At 43.6% G+C, this 18,826-nt stretch carries 14 protein-coding genes and 1 pseudogene; 12 read left to right on the forward strand and 3 right to left on the reverse strand.

Features of this window, described 5'->3' with window-relative positions:
* Nucleotides 1-101 precede the first annotated feature (101 nt).
* Nucleotides 102-4,403, forward strand: coding sequence for a hypothetical protein (locus D0S45_00390; GenBank protein ID TIH19832.1), 4,302 nt, complete (start codon nt 102-104; stop codon nt 4,401-4,403).
* 583 nt (nt 4,404-4,986) lie between these two features.
* Here the strand turns inward: D0S45_00390 and D0S45_00395 are convergent.
* Nucleotides 4,987-6,018 carry a hypothetical protein gene (locus D0S45_00395; GenBank protein ID TIH19833.1) on the reverse strand — a complete coding sequence of 344 codons (1,032 nt, stop codon included), beginning with the start codon at nt 6,016-6,018 and terminating at the stop codon, nt 4,987-4,989.
* Nucleotides 6,019-6,414: 396 nt separating this feature from the next.
* Nucleotides 6,415-7,275 carry a methyltransferase domain-containing protein gene (locus tag D0S45_00400; protein ID TIH19834.1) on the reverse strand — a complete coding sequence of 287 codons (861 nt, stop codon included), beginning with the start codon at nt 7,273-7,275 and terminating at the stop codon, nt 6,415-6,417.
* 79 nt (nt 7,276-7,354) lie between these two features.
* Here D0S45_00400 and D0S45_00405 point away from each other — a divergent pair, with 79 nt between their 5' ends.
* The 10 genes and pseudogenes from D0S45_00405 to D0S45_00450 all read left to right on the forward strand — a co-directional run bounded on the left by D0S45_00405 (nt 7,355) and on the right by D0S45_00450 (nt 16,792).
* Nucleotides 7,355-8,890: an ABC transporter substrate-binding protein gene (locus D0S45_00405; GenBank protein TIH19835.1), complete on the forward strand. Its 1,536-nt coding sequence runs from the start codon at nt 7,355-7,357 to the stop codon at nt 8,888-8,890.
* 101 nt (nt 8,891-8,991) lie between these two features.
* On the forward strand, nt 8,992-9,846 hold the full coding sequence (locus D0S45_00410; GenBank protein TIH19836.1) for an ABC transporter permease: 855 nt from the start codon (nt 8,992-8,994) through the stop codon (nt 9,844-9,846).
* Nucleotides 9,846-10,697, forward strand: coding sequence for an ABC transporter permease (locus D0S45_00415; protein TIH19837.1), 852 nt, complete (start codon nt 9,846-9,848; stop codon nt 10,695-10,697). Before D0S45_00410 ends, D0S45_00415 begins: the two co-directional genes overlap by 1 nt.
* Nucleotides 10,673-11,626, forward strand: coding sequence for an ABC transporter ATP-binding protein (locus D0S45_00420; GenBank protein ID TIH19838.1), 954 nt, complete (start codon nt 10,673-10,675; stop codon nt 11,624-11,626). Before D0S45_00415 ends, D0S45_00420 begins: the two co-directional genes overlap by 25 nt.
* A pseudogene (locus tag D0S45_00425) lies at nt 11,575-12,150 on the forward strand (ABC transporter ATP-binding protein). Before D0S45_00420 ends, D0S45_00425 begins: the two are co-directional and overlap by 52 nt.
* Before the next feature lie 78 nt (nt 12,151-12,228).
* Nucleotides 12,229-12,564 (forward strand): ABC transporter ATP-binding protein, encoded by a 336-nt coding sequence (locus tag D0S45_00430; GenBank protein ID TIH20264.1) that lies wholly within the window; start codon nt 12,229-12,231, stop codon nt 12,562-12,564.
* A 99-nt stretch (nt 12,565-12,663) separates the two neighbouring features.
* The gene (locus D0S45_00435; GenBank protein TIH19839.1) at nt 12,664-13,638 is read left to right on the forward strand and encodes a sirohydrochlorin cobaltochelatase; all 975 of its coding nucleotides are present in this window, start codon (nt 12,664-12,666) and stop codon (nt 13,636-13,638) included.
* Nucleotides 13,639-13,871: 233 nt separating this feature from the next.
* A complete protein-coding gene (locus tag D0S45_00440; protein TIH19840.1) occupies nt 13,872-15,704 on the forward strand; it encodes an SLC13 family permease in 1,833 nt (610 codons plus the stop codon).
* Between the two features lie 111 nt (nt 15,705-15,815).
* A complete protein-coding gene (locus tag D0S45_00445) occupies nt 15,816-16,445 on the forward strand; it encodes a hypothetical protein (GenBank protein TIH19841.1) in 630 nt (209 codons plus the stop codon).
* A gap of 74 nt (nt 16,446-16,519) precedes the next feature.
* Nucleotides 16,520-16,792 carry a hypothetical protein gene (locus D0S45_00450; protein ID TIH19842.1) on the forward strand — a complete coding sequence of 91 codons (273 nt, stop codon included), beginning with the start codon at nt 16,520-16,522 and terminating at the stop codon, nt 16,790-16,792.
* Nucleotides 16,793-16,797: 5 nt separating this feature from the next.
* Here D0S45_00450 and D0S45_00455 read toward each other — a convergent pair whose 3' ends face one another.
* Nucleotides 16,798-17,544 carry an ABC transporter substrate-binding protein gene (locus D0S45_00455; GenBank protein ID TIH20265.1) on the reverse strand — a complete coding sequence of 249 codons (747 nt, stop codon included), beginning with the start codon at nt 17,542-17,544 and terminating at the stop codon, nt 16,798-16,800.
* A gap of 246 nt (nt 17,545-17,790) precedes the next feature.
* Here D0S45_00455 and D0S45_00460 point away from each other — a divergent pair, with 246 nt between their 5' ends.
* The gene (locus D0S45_00460) at nt 17,791-18,816 is read left to right on the forward strand and encodes a hypothetical protein (GenBank protein TIH19843.1); all 1,026 of its coding nucleotides are present in this window, start codon (nt 17,791-17,793) and stop codon (nt 18,814-18,816) included.
* Nucleotides 18,817-18,826: the final 10 nt, after the last annotated feature.

Here is an 18,826-nt window from a genome sequence, read left to right on the forward strand (position 1 = left end):
GAACCACACAAATAAATTTTGCCACAACAAATTCATCCCATGACCTTTCGTGGCCTGATAAATATTCATAACTATTGATAAGATAGGACAAACAGTTTAGTTTGATCCAAAACATATTTATATTATCAATATTTAACTTTATACTAAAACATAAAATGCGTGAACATATCGAGCTAAATAGGACACTCCGCTCACTTACTGATGATGAGATTTCCGAAATCCATGAGACATACCTTGAACTATATTCTGATTCAGAAACAAAAACATGGGATGACGTATCCCAATATAAAAGAGTCGTAATCTTAGCTGAAGCAGGAACGGGAAAAACTCATGAATTCAGGGCTATTGCTCAACGCCTTCATAAAAAAAACAAAATTTCCTTCTTCATCCCCATAGAAGATCTTGCTGAAGATGGCCTAGTCGACTCATTAACAGATGAGGACCAATATAAATTTTATAACTGGGAAAAATCAAATACCGATGCATGGTTCCTACTTGATTCTGTAGATGAAGCTAGGTTGATTAACGCAAATTTTTTCAAAAAGGCTTTAAAAAAACTTGCAAAAATTTTGAATAAGAATTTGAGTCGTGCCCACATAATAATTTCTGCTAGAGTTAGCGAGTGGCGTCCAAAATCAGATAAAGAATTGGTTTCAAAAATTCTTCCTATTCCAAGAAGTCAAAACCCCACAAATATTGACAGCACAAAAGATAGTGAACAACTCAAGATTTTCCAATTAACTCCCCTTACAAGAGAACAACAACAAATATTTGTTAAAAACAATGGTATTGATACAAATAAATTTATTGATGCGATAGATAAAGCTAATGTAGAAATATATGCTCGAAGACCACAAGATCTTTTAGACCTTATTATATACTGGAAAAACAATGGGAAAATAGGTTCTCATTCAGAAATGTTAGACTTTAACATTAAAACTAAACTAAAAGAGCACAACCAAGACAAAGCTGAAAATTCACAAATCAGTGGAGAACAACTTGTCAATGGAGCTAAAATTTTAGCAACGGCACTAACACTTATAAAAAACAACAATATAGCTCTTCCTGAATACAGCAAGACAACCGGAAGAAGTTCCAATCATATTTATGCTGATGAAATATTAACAGACTGGTCCAACACAGACATAAAAACCCTACTGGACCGTCCTCTTTTTGATGAAGCAACGTATGGAAGGGTAAAATTTCATCACCGTTCTGTCCGCGAATACCTTACAGCCCTGTGGTTTGTTGATTTACTTAATTCAGGTACATCTCACCTACATATCCAAAAAATACTCTTTGGCAACAAGTACGAAACATATGTTGTCAGGCCTTCCATGCGCGCAATTTCAGCATGGATCGCATTAGAAAACAAAAAAATTAGAGACAAATTATTCCAAATTGCACCGGAAATTTTACTCGCAGAAGGCGATGCTTCAAAACTACCTATCAATTTTCGCTCAGCACTCTTAAATAACTATATAAAGCTAAGCGAAGGTAGAGACTATCTCGGTCATAATTTTGATAAGTCTTCAATAAAAAGGATTGCTTCCCCTGCCCTAGCAGACCAAATAAACAAACATTTACTTAATAAATCGATCCCTAGAGACATTAAGCACTTGCTACTGGAAATGATTTGGGTTGGAGAAATCGAGAATTGCGCTGATCTCGCCTTATCTTTTGCAAAAGACTCAAGCAATGAAGACCTGACCCGAATACATGCTTTCAACGCAGTCGGCGTAGTTAGCAGCAGTAAGCAAAAAAAAATTTTGGCAAATTCGATATTAAAAGAATGTGCAAATTTAAACCACAACTTGATTGGTGCTGCACTAGAAAATTTATTTCCATATCATATTTCCGTTGATGAATTGATTCATATCTTGCAAAGCACATACACCCCCAAAGAATTTTCACATAGCAGACTGCATTCCTACTTTCACTTCATCGAAAATTATAATCTTCCACCAAAAATAAGGGAAAATATTTGTTCTAAATTTTTAACTTTGATTAGGCAAAAACCATATATCGACAAATACTGTCAAATATCAAAAAATTATTCATGGATATTTGATTTTGCTATGGCAGTAGCTGAAATTGACCTAAATAAAAACATCGATAATCCACATAGAATTACAGATGGAGTTCTCTGTATATTTGAACTATACTATGTAACAAGAGACTATCATCAATTTAACCATAATCTAGCCCAAAAGACATCTCAACATCTCTCAAGTAATACAGAGTTACGACAGATATTCTACTGGCGAAATATCAAACAAGCATCTGCGAATAAAAGACAGCCTCACCCCTTCAACATCCGTATTCCTGGATGGGGACTCATGACGGAGAATGATCTTCCAGCTTTTTTAGAAATATTAAAGAACGAACCAATTGATCTGGGAAAAATTGCTTTAAATGCTGCAATTCAAATATGGATAGATTGCCAAAAAAAAGATTCAATTCTTCAAACAATCAGGCAAGCAATTTCAAGCAAGGAGCTCTCCAGCATCCTCCACACCCGGATTGAAGAAATTGCCAAGAAAGAGGCCGAATATAAACTAGCTGAGGAAGACAGTGCTTTCAAAAAAAAGCAACGTAAAATAAATAACGAACGTACAGCTAATTTCAATAAGTTTGTATCTAGACTGCAAGCTAATCCAGAAAAACTGTATTCAATTACAGCAGACAATCTAGAAGAAACTTTCCCTGATTTGCTACATCTTGGAAATTCTATTTGTTCAAAATCAAATTCACATAATTATAGTGCAATAGATTGGGAACTATTAATTAAAGATTTTGGAACAAGTGTAGCTAAAGCCACACGAAATGGTTTGGTTAAATTCTGGAGACTTTACACTCCTGACTTATGGTCTGAGAACTCCGAACACCCCCGAACAAATGGCAACATAGCTGGCCTATACGGACTCTCAATTGAGGCGTCCGAAACTCCTCAATGGGCTCAAAAATTAAAACCGTCTGATGCAATTATAGCTGCCCATTATATTCCTTTTGATTTAAATGGATTCCCATTTTGGGGAATTCAGCTATTACAAGAACACCCTAATGCTGTTGACAGCGTAATTATACCAAAATTAGAATGGGAATTTAAAAACAAAAGTACTTCTATTGAGCATCCTAGAACACTCTCGTCAATTCGCTATGGGGCAAAAAACTATTGGGACAAATATCATCAAGTCATTCTATCTCTTCTAAATAAATACGGTGCGGTAGGATATACGCTTGAGTACGCTATAGATATAATTTTACAGTCAAAAAACGTAGATAAGGATTTGTTTTCTACAATAGCAGAAAAGCATTATTCAAAGAAAAATGATCCTAAAGCTAATCTTACTTGGCTAATCGCTTTAATGTGCACAAATGCAAATTCAGCTCTACGAAAACTAAAAAAATGGCTAAATGAAGCACCATCTTCTACAGATTCTGATTCTAGAATGCTGAATTTTCTATCGGCTTTTTATCCCCATCACAATATTAGGTTTCACAGTATACATATTGACTTCAATAAGCCCAGCATACTTAAAGAATTAGCCCTGCTATCGTTTAACCATATTCGGGTAGAAGAGGATCGAATTAGAGAGGGAGTCTTTACACCAACTTCTCGTGATGACGCTGAACACACAAGAGGAGTATTCTTAAGATATCTTTTTGACATAGAAGGAGATGAATCATTTAAAATGCTTAAAGATTTATCTCATGAATTACCGCACAAAAACACACGAGATTACGTTAAAAAACTTTTAAAAGATAAATCTGAAACAGAATCTGAACATACTCCATGGTCAGTTAAGGAATTTAAACAATTCCAAAAGACAAAAACCAAAACACCTAAAAGCAATCATGAACTCTTCGTTGTAACTATAGAAAAGCTTGAAGAAGTTAAAGATGATCTTGAAAATGGAGAACATAGCGAAGCAACCGTTTACAAAGGAGTTAACGAAGAGACTGTTCTACGGAACTCATATGCTAAATGTCTTGAAAGACTAGCCTGTGGTCTTTATAGCACATCGCAAGAGGATGAAGACGCAGCACAGAAAAGGACCGATATCCATATTCATAACCCTAATATTTCTAGTGCTATTCCGATTGAGCTTAAAATTGCGGACAAGTGGACTGGAACCAAACTTTTTGAAAGACTAGCAAACCAACTTGTTGGGCAATATATGCGTAATGCCGAATCGAACTATGGTATCTTTCTACTTAGTTATAAAGGCGACAAGTTGTACTGGAAAAGCCCTGAGGGGGAGAATCTTGATTTTTCAAAATTGATTCTTAAACTTCAAGAATACGCAAATAAAATAATTGAACGCGAAGAAAAATGTGACGAAGTCAAAATTGTAGGTATTGACCTTACAAAGAGAGAGCAAAATAAAATTATTGTCTAAAAATTTTCCCCACCACGAGTACCCACACGAGTACACCAATTTCCAAAAACTAAAAAGTCAATACATCCCGACACAATACACCATCAATTCGGTGCCCCCCGCCTCCACCATTTCATTGATTTCATACTGTCCCATACAGTTTCACAAAGAACGTTAAACCCTTGTTATTCATACTAATAGCAAGGGTTTTTTCGTTCTCAGAAAACTCTAATTCGCTACATTTATTTATTCACTCACGATATAAAAGATATTGCCTATTGCTTACAATATCTTTTGAAAATAACTACACTGCTATTAGCTCGATAAAACAAGACTAGAAACACTAGGCAAAACGCATAGACATATTCCTAAACTTCTAAGACCGCGATATCCTGCAAGGAAACGGCAAAGTCACCGCGCTAGATACTAAAATTCATGCCGAATCAGAATTAGAGAAATACCAGATTATTCAGGATAGACTTTTTGTATCCGACTTTGATCGCTTGCTTGAGGATGTTGATAAATCACAATAAAGAATAAAGGGCTTACATTGCATTTAATGTAAGCCCTTTATTTAAATCATATTTTATGACGAATAAGTTCTTTATCTTCGAATAGTTTCCGCCACGTCGAGCAGTCGCTCTCTCACTGTGAACATATAGCGAGCCATCTTTCCTCGGTGGTCAGCGAACATGGAATCTTCTTTGCCTCGCAATACAACCGCAGGGCTGAAGGTACAGATCTTGTTCATGGCCATCATAGCCTCTTCAAGGTTCTGAGTTCCACCCTTGTCCACATTAGTAATTTTCTCAGGATACAGTTCTTTCAGCACGGTGATTACATCACGCAGAACCAACGTCATGCCTTGCGCAAAGTACACACGATCATCCAGCTCGGACCACGTCAAAGTCCCTCCAGGTGCGGAGAGCCAACCGAGTGGAACGTCGATAAAGTCTTTAGAAAGGATAAAGGTCAACATATCATAGATCTCACTAGCCTTAATGTTGACAATAGCACGGCCATCGTCCTTCTTCTTTTTGGTTACCTCCATGCCTATCAGCTTATCGGCATATTTGTGAACGTTAGCCACGCCATCTTCATACGCTGAATTGGAAGACCTCTCGAAGAAACCCCATATCCGAGGGCCATAGGTAAAATCTCGCTCACGAGCTTCTTGCATCCACTTATTTTCAGGGTCCATAGAGCCATACTTTGCCATGGTAGTGGAGAAAAACTTCTGCAAAAGAGTTGTCGCTGTAAGAACTCCAAGCTTGCGATTGACCGCATTATCGAAATGAGATTTTGGATTCACAAACAGATACTGAGGGGTCCACCCATCAGCCAGCTCAGTCTCCAAACGGGATACAATTGCCAACGCAAGTACCCTACCCTTCAAAGTTTCAAGCTTTTCCTTATTCGCCTCAGAAGCATTTGGATTGTTAAAAGCAGGATCAGCCTTAACTGCTACGATCTCCGAGCGAACAGAAGATGAAATTTCAGGCCACTGAGTAACAGAGAACATATAACCAAGGCCCGAATAGGCCCACCAAAATCCCCACAGTAACAAGGGGATAAAGATAGCCAACACCTTACCACTAGTCGGAACAATTTTATGCAGTTTTTTAAAAATACTCATAATAACACCCTTTTTTCTTTATTATTCACATTATCACATTTTCTTACTCATTCTACCGAGCCAGAATTCAACTCGCACTGAATGCGGTGAATGTAGATTTTATTTATCGCAAGGGCAATGAGTTTTGGATTTGAAGGAATCATTAGAACTAAGCTGCAACAAGCTTGCTATGGCTCTTTGTATTCCAGCGCAGCGTGTAATATAAAATATGAAAATTTTCCCTATATGAGTCCCCCCCCGCCTCACCATTAATTCACCCAAAATATCCCGGCCTTTCTAAGAAAGACCGGGATTTTGTTTTTCAGGGGGATTACCGGGAAGACTACCGAAGCATCTCCTATAAAATTTGAGCAATTTCATTTTAAGCTACTGTTCTACCTTCCCTCGTATCACGACTTACGCTTTACGCCACCAAACCACGGACATTCTGCCGGGTTCATTATAAATTCCATCTATGGAATGACGTTCAATATGAGCGTTGATCAACTCGAGATCCTGCTCTGTGGGTGTACGTTGCTTGGATAGAACCTTGGTGAACATGCTGTAGGCTGATTCTACTGACCTTTTCATGGTATAGCCGAAAGATTTTTTTGAAGGTTCGCGCCCCAGTGCCTCAAGCCCACGGAACACGCCTTCAACACGGTCAAAACTACTGGAGACCACTCCGAGCTGTTTGTGAAGTGCTGCATTTTCCGAATTAGGATCAAGCTCAGTATCACAAATGCAACACCACTGCCTGCTTCCGCTTTCCATCATATCAGCAAGCTCTGCAATCTCCGGGAACTGCCATGCTGCATGACAGAGCAGACTCAAATTATGGTCCGGTGAAGCCATAGCCTCAGCATACTCCTGCCCGGTCATAATTCGCATTTCGATATTTTCAATCCCTGCGGCACGTGAATTCTTCTCTAGCCGCTCAGCCATATTTTGGGCGGGTTCAACCCCAATAACTTTCAAAGATTTACGGGCAAGGGGAATCGTCACTGCTCCCACACCGGATGCAATCTCCAGCACTGATGAATCCGGCTGGATCACACCACTTTCCTCAAGAATCTTAACAATTTCATAGCCATATGAAAATTCCGATGTGCATATGAAATCATCATAATCATCAGCTCGTCCGTTCCAGTAATCCACGCTGCTTATTTCATTCATGCGGCCCATATTGTCGCGCCACGCTTTTATCCAATCGATACCCTGCTCCGCGCTAATCAAATCTCTATCCATATTATCTCCCACGCTAAACCTGTTACACATTTAACTTTATGACTTGATTAGTTTTAATAATTTAAATATCGTGCCACTGTCAAAACAATCTTAGGAGGAAAATACCCGAATGCGCAATATTTTTATGAGATCCATTTTACTGACAATCCTGCTTACACTAATTTCCAGCACTGCCTTTGCCGGACAGAAAACCATTAAAATAGGTTCACCGTGGGGTCCAAAAACCCTTGATGTCCAGAAATCAGGTTATGCATTTCAGCGAATCGGAATAGTCGAATCCATGATCGGTGTTGACTTCAACTTAAAATTTACTCCGCACCTAGCAGAAAAATGGACTGTATCTAATGACAAGCAGACTTGGACTTTCACACTGCGCAAAGGTGTTAAATTTCATGACGGAACGCTTCTCACAGCGCAAATCATGGCCGACAACCTGAAAAGACTCATGAAAAAGGGAGCACTTCTCAAGTCTGTCCCTATCACATCAATTACAGCCAGCGATGATCAAACCCTGAAAATTGTAACATCCAAGCCCTTTGCCCCGCTTGCAGCATACTTATCAAAAGGAGAGGCGGCAGCTCTTGCGCCTTCTTCATTTGATGCAAAAGGCAATGTGATCAAACCGATAGGAACCGGACCCTTCAAATTTGAATCGTGCAAATTAAAAGACAATCTGGTTGCTGTCCGCAACGCGAACTATTGGGGAAGCCAAAAGGCCAAGATCGATAAAGTGATCTACAAAGGTGTTCCCGATGCAATGACCCGCACAGCCATGCTGCAATCAGGAGAGCTCGATATTGCGCAACTCCTTCCTCCCGAAGCTATCGCCAACCTCAAAGCCAGTGGTAAAAATATACAGACCAAAGCCATCGGACGTACTCGTTTTGCCGGATTCAACATGGCCGAAGGCCCTTTCACAGATAGAAAAACAAGACTTGCCATCAACTACGCCATAAACCGTCAGGACCTTGTTGACTTTGTACTCGACGGCATCGGTGAACCGGCAAAAACCATCTATCCCCCGGTAATTTTCTGGTCCAACACAAAACTTGAAGGCTTCCCTTACTCTCCTGAAAAGGCCAAAAAACTTCTTACCGAGGCTGGCTGGAAGGACACTGACGGAGATGGAATCCTTGATAAAGACGGTAAGCCTTTTGCCTTCAAACTGGTAACCTACCCGGAAAGAGCAACCCTGCCCCCGACTGCTGAAGTGATTCAAAGCCAGCTCAAAAAGCTGGGCATCAAGGTTGAACTGGTAGTTGTTCAGGTAGATCTGGCCAAGAAGATGCGTGATTCTGGTGACTTTGGAATGACCATCGTAGGCCGCGGACTTCTCTTTGTCCCGGACCCGGATTTCAACCTGAACGCAGACTATTTATCTGCCAACACTTTCAAGCCGGGCTGGGGTGCATATCATTATGATAACCCGGAAGTGGATAAACTTCTTAATCAGGGACGTCAGGAATTTACCACCGAAAAACGTAAAGAGATTTATGACCGGATTCAGGAGCTCCTGCTTGAAGACGCTCCCATGGCCTACCTCAACTACTACACAAACATTGACGGTGTAAGCCCCAGAGTAAAGGGGTATGTGATGCACCCGGTTGAACACTGCTTTCACCTTGAAAGAATTGAACTCAACTAGATTGCCTCATTGTGTATATCTTCAAATCAGCCCTTCTTAGAGTTGCGACGCTGGTCCCCGTACTTATCGGGGTCAGCGTCGCAGCCTTTCTTTCTCTGGCAATGTTTCCCGGTGATCCTGCTGAGATAGCGCTTGTCCATCTGATGGAAATGGAATCCCCGCCGCAGGAAGCGGTTCAGCAGCTCAGGGAAGAAATGGGCTACAACCGTTCTATTGCTGTTCAGTATTTCTGCTGGCTGGAACGGGGCTTAAGCGGAGATCTCGGCTATTCTATCCAATCCGGTCAGCCCGTAACAACTGAGCTGCGGCAGGCGATAGGCCCCTCAGTACTCCTCGCCTCTGTCGCCACATTCCTGACAGCACTTATTGCCATCCCTCTCGGCACAGCAGCAGCGGTAAATGCCGGAAAGGCTGTAGACAAAGCTGCTCTTGGAATATCATTGATTCTGTCATCCATACCGGATTTTTTTCTGGCCGTAATATTTATACTGATCTTTTCGCTCCAGTTACAGCTGGTTCCTGTGGCCGGATACGGCAACTGGTACAACCTCATACTTCCCGCGGCATCTCTGGCCCTGATCAACTCCTCCATAACTGCCAGACTGATGCGCACCTCAATGCTCCAGACCCTGCGGGGAAAATACATACTTACCGCAAGGGCCAAAGGATTGCGGGAGTCGGTAGTGATCGGCAGGCATGCACTTAAAAATGCCTTTCCTCCTGTGCTGCATTACCTCGGAACGCAGGCAGGGCACATGATCGGAGGGGCTGTTGTCATTGAATCAATTTTTCTCTGGCCCGGAATAGGAAGACTGCTTGTGGAGTCTGTACGCTCCCGTGATATTTTCGTAGTTCAGGGATGCGTTCTGGCAATCGGAACCGCATATGTTGTCATCATACTGGCTGCTGACCTGATCAATATATTTCTCGACCCCAGATTTGAAGAAGGCAAATAATGTATAAACCCAAATTCTTCAGTAAATCATTTGCCGTAGGACTGATCATAATATCAGCAATTGCCATTATAGGGATTGCCGCTCCGCACATTGCTCCCCATGATCCGGTTGAGCAGCATTTACGACACCGACTTAAGGGACCGGATGCAAATTTTATTCTCGGAACTGACTATCTCGGCAGGTGCGTTGCCAGCAGGCTTATCTATGCAATACGCCCTTCCATAGGTCTTGCGCTGACCGTGACCCTCATAACCGCTTTCACCGGACTGACCGTAGGGGTTATTGCAGGGTGCTGCAAAAGGCTGGACGGATTACTTATGCGCATAACGGATTGTTTTTTTGCTTTTCCGGGAATAGTTGCGGCGCTGCTGTGTATTGCCATAACCGGCCCCGGTGCGACAGGACTCATTCTGGCCCTATCGATTCCCGGCTGGCCAAAATTTGCCCGTGTTGCCCGCAGCGTTACCCGCACCGCCATGAGCGGCCTGCATGTTGAGACTGTACGCTCGATGGGAGCCGGAAGACTGTACATTATTCGCACCTGTGTACTGCCTGAAGTCTGGCCCCAGATAACAACCATAGCCGCCATCGGCGTGGGCGGAAAAATCACCGCCATTGCCGGACTGGGCTTTCTGGGACTGGGAGTTCAGCCTCCCGCTCCGGAATGGGGAACCATCATGAGCAAAGGACTTCCCTCGCTTGCAGTTGCACCGCATGTTCCGCTGCTTGCAGGGCTTTGCATTGCGATTTCGGTAATGGGCTTCACCCTTACTGGCGAAGGACTGCGGGATATGCTCGACCCGCACTCGTACAAGAAGCATTTATCATGCCCCCTGCCGGAGGAAATTTAATGAACAATCCGCCACCGCTTCTTGAGATAAAAGATCTTTCCATAAACTTCCCTTCCGAAGCAGGAATTGTCTCCGTGGTTGATGACTTCAATCTCAGCATCGGAAGATATGATCAGTGCTGCCTTCTCGGGGAATCCGGTTGCGGAAAAACCGTAGCTGCACTTGCTATACTGAACCTTCTTCCTCCCGCAGCAGAGATCAAAGGCGAAATAATTTTTGAAGACAGAAATCTACTTAGCTTAACTCCGGATAAAATAAGACAGGTCCGAGGCAAAGACATTGCCATAATATTTGAAACCCCTGCCTCCTGTCTTAATCCGGTGATGAGTATCGGTAAACAGATCGCCGAAGCCATAGAACGGCAGGGTTTCACTAGAAAACAGGCCCGCAAGGCTGCGATAGAAATTCTAGCAAGGACCGGAGTGCCTGATCCAGAAATCCGGTCCCGCCAGTATCCCCACCAATTTTCAGGCGGAATGCTGCAACGGGTCATGATTGCAATGGCACTTGCGGCAAAACCGAAACTGCTCATTGCAGATGAACCGACCACCGCCCTTGACCCTACGGTGCAGATGCAGATCATCGAACTTATGCAGGATGTAGTAAATGAGCTTTCAGCGTCACTTTTGCTGATTACCCATGACCTTGATGTGGCCGCAGAACTTTGCGCAAATGTTGCCGCCATGTATGCAGGGCAAATAGTGGAGACAGGTCCGCTTCACAAAATATTTAAAAGCCCACGCCATCCCTACGTGCAGGCCCTGATGAAAACGTTTGATCATGAAAGGTTCTGTCCCATCTGCGGAAGCCCGCCCCCACTCACTGCTCCGCCGCAAGGCTGCCGCTTCCATCCCCGCTGCCCTGAAGCAAATGGAATATGCTCTATCGAAAAGCCTCTGCTACAAAACGGAGTGAGGTGCTCCGCATGAACAGGCAAATGCTGCAAGTCGAGAGAATTGATAAATTTTTCAGCACAGGCCTGATACGCAAGATCAGAACTATGGCGCTGAAAGAGATCTCTTTTTCTCTGGAAAAGGGAAAGTGTCTGGCCGTGGTTGGAGAATCAGGTTCGGGAAAAACCACTCTAGGTAGAATCATTCTAGGGATGGAAAGACCTTCAGCCGGAAACGTTTTTTTTAATGGCGAAAACATCTTCAACAGGACAAACGCTAAATCCTGCCGGAGAGCTATTCAAATGATTCCCCAAGATGCAACAGCAAGTCTGAATCCGGCCATGAAAGTCCAAGAACTGCTGCTTGAACCTTTCAAAATAACGAAACAATTGAATGGAAACCGCGAGAAACTGCTCGAAGGCTCCCTTGAGACAGGTAAGCTGACATCTGACCTTCTCGGCAGATATCCACACGAGCTTTCCGGGGGACAGCGCCAACGCATCGCCATTGCCCGGACGCTCTGTTTGAACCCGTCACTGATTATTGCTGATGAACCAGCGGCCTCTCTGGACAGATCTATTCAAGCCCATGTGCTTTCAATTTTAAAAGAGAAAGTTGAAGAAGAAAATAAATCATTAATGCTTATTACACATGATTTGAGATCAGTACGGCTTATGGCGGATCAGATTGCAGTCATGTATTATGGAAATATTGTAGAGTATGGATCTGCTGAAAAAATATTGAAGCATCCCTGCCATCCTTACACAATAGCCCTTGCTTCATCTGTTCCCGGCCTGCTGCCAGAGACTGAGAGAATCAGACTGAAAGGGGAACCGCCCAGCCCGATAAATCCCCCAGCAGGATGCTCCCTGCATCCCCGTTGCCCCATTGCTGTTGAATCTTGCCAGAACACACCGCAAACGTTGCAAAATTTTGGCAACAACCACTGGGTCAGGTGCAGCCATTCAAACTAATTTTTTGCCTGACTCTCTGTATAAAAAAGGAAAATACCGTCTGTATCCGCTGCCATTTTGGCAACTAAACCAAACTTGAACCCAACAACGAGAACAACTATGCACCTTGATTCAGAAAAGACCACAGCAGGTAACAGCCATCACGAACATGATCATGCTCCAAACGAAAAATCTGATCATGGATGTCACGACCACAGTCATGAGCATTACGACCATCATCACCACGATCATAGTCATTCACACGACCATAGTCACTCACACGATCATTGCCCCCAGCCTCTAGATGGAAAAAGAGGCATTCTGCTGACTGCTTTCGGCTGTGCACTTCCGCATACCCATCACCTCTATGACCAGTTTGAAAATGAAGTCCGGCAGCAATATCCTGATATGGACATCCGCTGGGCTTTCACAGCCAACCGTATCCGAACCAAGCTTCGCAAGCGCGGTATCCCCTGTCTGTCCATAGCTGAAGCCCTTTCACAAATGGTGGATGATGGTTTCAGCCATGTAGCAATTCAATCTCTCCACACAGTGCCGGGCGTAGAATATGATTGGGTTGTGCAACAGGCTCAGGGCATGTGCCATCCGCGTAAAGGGTTAACTCAGATCAGCATAGGAGCACCGTTGCTCCACGTAATGGAAGATCTGGAGCAAACCGTAGAAGCTATCGCCAGATACCTTCCATTCGAACGGAAAGAAAGTGATGGCGTCATTTTGGTCGGCCACGGAACGTATCATAAAGGGCATACCTTTTATATGGCCCTTGAAGGTTTGCTTTCACGGACTTTACCCAATGTCGTGGTAGGTACGCTTATGGACAAAACAGGCCCGACCAGCCTCGGCGAACATTTTTTGGATAAAGGGATAAAGCGGGTCTTTCTAATCCCGTTCATGTGTGTACCCGGTCATCATGTCCAAGTTGACCTGTTCGGACAGAGTCAACACGCTTGGAGAAGTACCCTTTCCGCCATGGGTATAGAAGTAGTCCCTGTCACCAAAGGAACTCTCGAACACGATGATTTTCGTAGTATCTGGCATAAACATCTGGATAAGGCAGTACACGAACTAGAATAAACGAGGGCAACTCCAAATACCATAGGCTAATCCTCAAACAACCGATAACGGGTACTCCGTCCGCATCCATCATTTAATTTCGCCCGAAAAATCCCAGCCTTCATTTGAAAGGCTGGGATTTTAAAATTGCCCTACCAGCAAACACATTTCCCTCCCCCTATCCACACCCACAATTTTCCATTACTATGATGTAACCATGTGAACAATATTCATCCTGCTAATGGAGAATTTCCATGACCCTACCTCCACCCCTGAACCTTCACGCACTGGCTGTACTGACCTTAACGGCTATTGCATTGCTCTTGTTCAGTAAAAAGAAAATTCCACTTGAAACTTCAAGCCTGCTCATCCTTTTACTCCTGACTGTTGGATTCCAAATTTTCCCCTATAAATCCGAAGGGGAAACCTTCCATGCCGTCAATTTCTTTTACGGCTTCGGCAACGAAGCACTGATTGCGGTATGCGCGCTTATGATTGCCGGACAAGGAATTTTACGAACAGGATCGCTGGACCCACTGGGCCGTTTACTGGCCCGGGCTTGGAGGAAAAGCCCTTCCATTTCATTTTTACTGACCCTGCTGCTGGGAGCATTCATCAGCGCCTTCATCAATAATGTTCCTGTGGTGGTTTTACTGCTGCCGGTCCTCATTAGCGTATCCCTGAAAACAGGGGCTCCGGCTTCATCCGTACTCATGCCCATGGGCTTTTCTACCCTGCTTGGCGGAACCGCCACTACCATCGGGACATCCACCAACCTGCTGGTTGTCTCGGTCGCAGCGGATATGGGGCTGAAACGCATAGAAATGTTTGATTTTGTCTTGCCTGCAATCATCGCCGGAAGCATCGGAATTTTATATCTTTGGCTGATCGCCCCACGTATCATTCCAGAAATAGAAATCACTCTGACTGACAGTTCTCCGCGCATATTCACCGCCCACCTGGAGGTTACCGAGGGCAGCCCTCTGGAAGGAAGCCCCCTTTCAAAAGCATTTAAATTGACCGACAACACCATGAAGGTTTCCACCATTGAACGTGGCGAGGGAAAACCGATATATCTGCATCCGGGGACCATCCTACAAGCCGGTGACCATCTGGTCATAAACGACACCCCGGAACAACTGAAAGAATTTGAAAAAATTCTGCACGGAACTTTGTACCCTGTAGGATCAGTAGTCCCCTTTGATGCTGAGCACCCCTTTAGGGCTGCTGACCAGCAAATCGCTGAAATTGTGATCTATCAAGGATCACCGCTAAACGGGACTACATTAAAAAAATATCATTTTGCAGAACGGACCGGCATGACACCTCTGGCCATTCACCGTTCCGGCAAAAAACTCAAACGGTACTTAGACAAGATTAGTGACATAAAACTGGAACTCGGTGATATTCTGCTGATTCAGGGACCAAGACAAAAAATATCGGAACTCAAAAAGAACACCAAGGTGTTGGTCTTGGATTCCACAATGGATCTTCCATATTCTCGGAAGACTCACCTTGCAATGGGCATCATGCTGGGAATAATACTGTCCGCTGCTTTCGGAATACTCCCCATAGCCATCAGCGCACCATGCGGGGCACTGTTCATGATTCTGACCGGATGCATAACTTGGAGAGATGCCACAAGAGCCCTGAATGTGCAGGTAATTCTGATTGTTGTGACCAGTCTTGCCCTCGGCAAAGCCATGCTTATAACTGGCGGTGCGGACTTTCTGGGCACATTATTCGTGTCATTGAGCGGGGATGCTCCGGCAGCCATGATTATCAGTGGCCTCATGCTGCTGATGGCCGTTTTCACCAACGCCATCTCCAATAATGCGACAGCTGTAATCGGCACTCCCATAGCCCTGTCCATTGCCCACCAATTAAACCTTGATCCGGAACCGTTCGTATTGGCAGTCCTGTTCGGGGCTAACATGAGTTTTGCCACTCCCATGGCCTACAAAACCAATCTACTGGTAATGAACGCAGGGGAATATTCATTTTCGGATTTCTTAAAAGTTGGAACCCCGCTGGTAATAATCATGTGGATAACATTATCAATTGTTCTGCCGATGATTTATCTTTGAGAAACAACACCCCCTTTTTCTAAAAATAAATAATACCCCCATTGACAAAAACTCCTTATTAACGGAGTTCATAACTGATTATTTTAAATCCAAATAAACCGTGGGGTCGTTATGCATAAGAAACTCATTCTACTTTCAATTGTTATCTTTTCCATCCTCTGCATGGGCGGCTGCTCTACCCGCAACGTAACTCCACCGACTCCGCTATCTGCCTTTAACCCGGCTCTTGGTTCATTTAATGTACGTATTGTGCTTTTTCAGCTGAAAGGAAGCGGCATCCCTGAACGTGTTGAGACCGGCGCGCTTCCTATTGCTCAAAGTGCAATTCAAACTTTGGCCGGACTTGGATATAAATATCAGCCGGACGGCGAAGTTGATTACCTTATTGAAGCCCGTGTGGGTTCTATTTCCCCTAAAGCAATGGCTCATGGCGCGCAGCAACAAGTAGGTTTCTCCGACTCCCTGCCTTATGGCCCTACATTCAGAAGCTACCCGGTGGTTGTGAATACTTGGTCACCCGGAATTGAACGCGCTAAAACCGGGCCGAACACATGTTTTCTTGTTGTGGAATTGCTGGTGAAAGAAAGTAACGGCCAAGGCCAAACTGTAATCTATTCCGGTTCCCCTGATCCTATTGAGGTTCCCTATGAATTAGGTTGTCCTTTTGCAAAATGCGGACAGGGCGTGAACCAAGGTTTGACCGATTTCCTGCGTAAACGCTTTGCTACTGCGGCTAACTAGTTCGCAGAACCTCCCCGTGCAACCTGACGCTCATTAAATCTATATTACCAGCATTTTTCTGATGGAGATTCAATATGAATAAGTTCATTACCCTCACAGCCTTACTGATAATTCTTGGTGGCTGCTCCTCATGGCATAATGATAATTACCCTGACCCGGCAGTGGCTAAAGCAGAATTTAAAAAAGACAGAAAGAAATGTGAAAAGCGAATAGAAGAAAAGCTCCAGATAGGCAAAGGGGATCGATCAAGAACCATGACAACTAATAGCGCTAGATTTTCCGGCAACTACATCAGGACAAATGAAATTGATAAATGCATGAGGTCGCGGGGCTGGAGAGAAAAGTAATAGCCCTACCGATACCGACCATAAATCTTTGAAATAGTGCCATCATCCAAAAGCTTCTTGATAGCTTTATTGAGCTTGGGGAGTGCGTCTTTCCTGCTGGGATGAACACGAATCATCATGGGTACGGAATTGCACGGCCGACTTACGGCCAATTGATTTTTGAGTTGCTCAGTCTTAATTCTATACAAGGCAAAATCTTTATTCATAATTGCCTGATGCAAACGACCGGCGATCAACATCTGGATAAGCTTATTCTCATTTTTGAGTTGATGTTCCTTTATGCGTCCATCCGCAAAATATGGACCGAAAACAGGATATGTGTAGCCCGCTACAGTCCCCAGGGTCTTACCTACTAAATATTTCGGCAAGCAAGCTGATTGCGCATATTTGGCGTTATACAAAACAACCTGCTCGGACACACCAAACGGAATGCTGTAAATCCCTGGAACAGAAGAATGCCCCCTCCATGCGGGATTGGCCATGGGTTCTATATCAACTTTGCCTGTTGCAAACTGGTATAAGGCACGCTTGTAGGGAAGACGAACAAACTCAAATGTATCCCCGGTTTCCTTAGAAAGTGCAGTAAAAATATCTTTAACAATGCCCGTCTGAGAACTGTTTGCCGGGAAATAGTATGGAGGAAAGGATTCGATATAGCGAAGAACACGGTAATTCTCAGCAGCACTGTCTTTTGCAAAATACGGAACCACAACTGAAATAACTACGACTATCCAAATCACCATATATTTCATGCTATGCATCTTTAAATCTCCACCAAACCAGTTTTCCCCAAAACTTAAACACCAAAATTCGACCCGTCTCGTGCAATTCCAATATAATAAAACGTCCTCTTATAATCTTTTCCCAGGTAAAAATAAATAGTTGTATCTTTTTTTACTCACAAATATAATTCACATTATCTACCCTTGATTGAATAATTCCTTAGAGTTATACTATTTCCTTATATATCAAACCCGTCAGCTATTTAAGGAGATCGGATGAAATTGTACAACTTCATGCCTCGAATCAAATTCATCGCTATATTCATTCTTATTTTCACAACACTGCTCGTAGCGCACCCGGCAAAAGCCGCAGATTCTGTTGCGCCTAAGAAACTCAACATTGCGGTAATCCCTGAGCGTGGCGATCTGGACTTCTGGCACTTACTGAAAAAAGGAGCAATCAAAGCCGCCACTGACGATGGCAACATCAAAGTGCTTTGGATCAATCCGGCTGGCTATGGAAGCTTCAAAGAGCAAAAAAAAGAACTTGAATGGTGCATCCAAAATAAAGTGGACGCCGTTGTTATTTCCCCGGTACATAGCTTGAGAATGTATGACTCTTTAAAGAAAGTCATACGGAAAGGGATACCGGTCATCCAAATGGTTTCAAGGGTTTCCAACAAGATAAACGCAGGTTACGTGCACTCTAATAATTTCAAAGGCGGGGCACTGGCCGCAGAATATTTGCATAAGGAATTGAGCGGTTCAGGTTCAGTGGTGCTGGGCATGTTCACAAAGGGCAATTCCCCGGTGAATAGAAGAATTGAAGGTTTTAAACATCAATTAGAAGAGTCCGGTTCCAAGCTTAAAATTGCCAAGGCTATTTATGTCGGCAAGCAACTGGACAAAGGCTCCTCTAAGATTCGCGTAGCTATGTACGGCAACGATAATCCGCACAAGAAGAAGAAAATTAAAGCCGTAATCGGCTTTAATGAGAGCAGCAGCGAGATACTTATTAAGACCCTTGAACAGTTAGACAAACGTGAAGGGATAACTTTTGTAGCTTTCAATCCAGATCCGCAGATGGTTAAGGAGATTCAAGAAGGCACAATCTCCGCCGGGGTGGCGCAAGACCCGTATGAGATAGGAAGAATTGCCGTTACCCAAGCGGCAATGGCTGCAAGAGGCCAAAAGACACCGACAGAAACAACAACCAAAGTATACTTAATAACTAAAGAAAATATATTGCAGCCTAAGATTCAGGAAGTGCTGGGGTTAAAGGAGCGGAGCATCAAGCCATAATCTCATCCAC

The organism is Marinifilum sp. JC120 (genome assembly GCA_004923195.1).
Classification (GTDB): Bacteria; Desulfobacterota; Desulfovibrionia; order Desulfovibrionales; family Desulfovibrionaceae; genus Maridesulfovibrio.

What these genes read in the sequence shown, in the direction of transcription:
- D0S45_00440 (TIH19840.1), top strand. Translation starts at nt 13,872, where the DNA reads ATGACCCTACCTCCACCCCTGAACCTTCACGCACTGGCTGTACTGACC.
- D0S45_00410 (TIH19836.1), top strand. Translation starts at nt 8,992, where the DNA reads ATGTTTCCCGGTGATCCTGCTGAGATAGCGCTTGTCCATCTGATGGAA.
- D0S45_00435 (TIH19839.1), top strand. Translation starts at nt 12,664, where the DNA reads ATGCACCTTGATTCAGAAAAGACCACAGCAGGTAACAGCCATCACGAA.
- D0S45_00420 (TIH19838.1), top strand. Translation starts at nt 10,673, where the DNA reads ATGCCCCCTGCCGGAGGAAATTTAATGAACAATCCGCCACCGCTTCTT.
- D0S45_00460 (TIH19843.1), top strand. Translation starts at nt 17,791, where the DNA reads ATGAAATTGTACAACTTCATGCCTCGAATCAAATTCATCGCTATATTC.
- D0S45_00450 (TIH19842.1), top strand. Translation starts at nt 16,520, where the DNA reads ATGAATAAGTTCATTACCCTCACAGCCTTACTGATAATTCTTGGTGGC.
- D0S45_00430 (TIH20264.1), top strand. Translation starts at nt 12,229, where the DNA reads ATGCTTATTACACATGATTTGAGATCAGTACGGCTTATGGCGGATCAG.
- D0S45_00445 (TIH19841.1), top strand. Translation starts at nt 15,816, where the DNA reads ATGCATAAGAAACTCATTCTACTTTCAATTGTTATCTTTTCCATCCTC.
- D0S45_00455 (TIH20265.1), bottom strand. Translation starts at nt 17,544, where the DNA reads ATGAAATATATGGTGATTTGGATAGTCGTAGTTATTTCAGTTGTGGTT.
- D0S45_00405 (TIH19835.1), top strand. Translation starts at nt 7,355, where the DNA reads ATGCGCAATATTTTTATGAGATCCATTTTACTGACAATCCTGCTTACA.
- D0S45_00395 (TIH19833.1), bottom strand. Translation starts at nt 6,018, where the DNA reads ATGAGTATTTTTAAAAAACTGCATAAAATTGTTCCGACTAGTGGTAAG.
- D0S45_00400 (TIH19834.1), bottom strand. Translation starts at nt 7,275, where the DNA reads ATGTGTAACAGGTTTAGCGTGGGAGATAATATGGATAGAGATTTGATT.
- D0S45_00415 (TIH19837.1), top strand. Translation starts at nt 9,846, where the DNA reads ATGTATAAACCCAAATTCTTCAGTAAATCATTTGCCGTAGGACTGATC.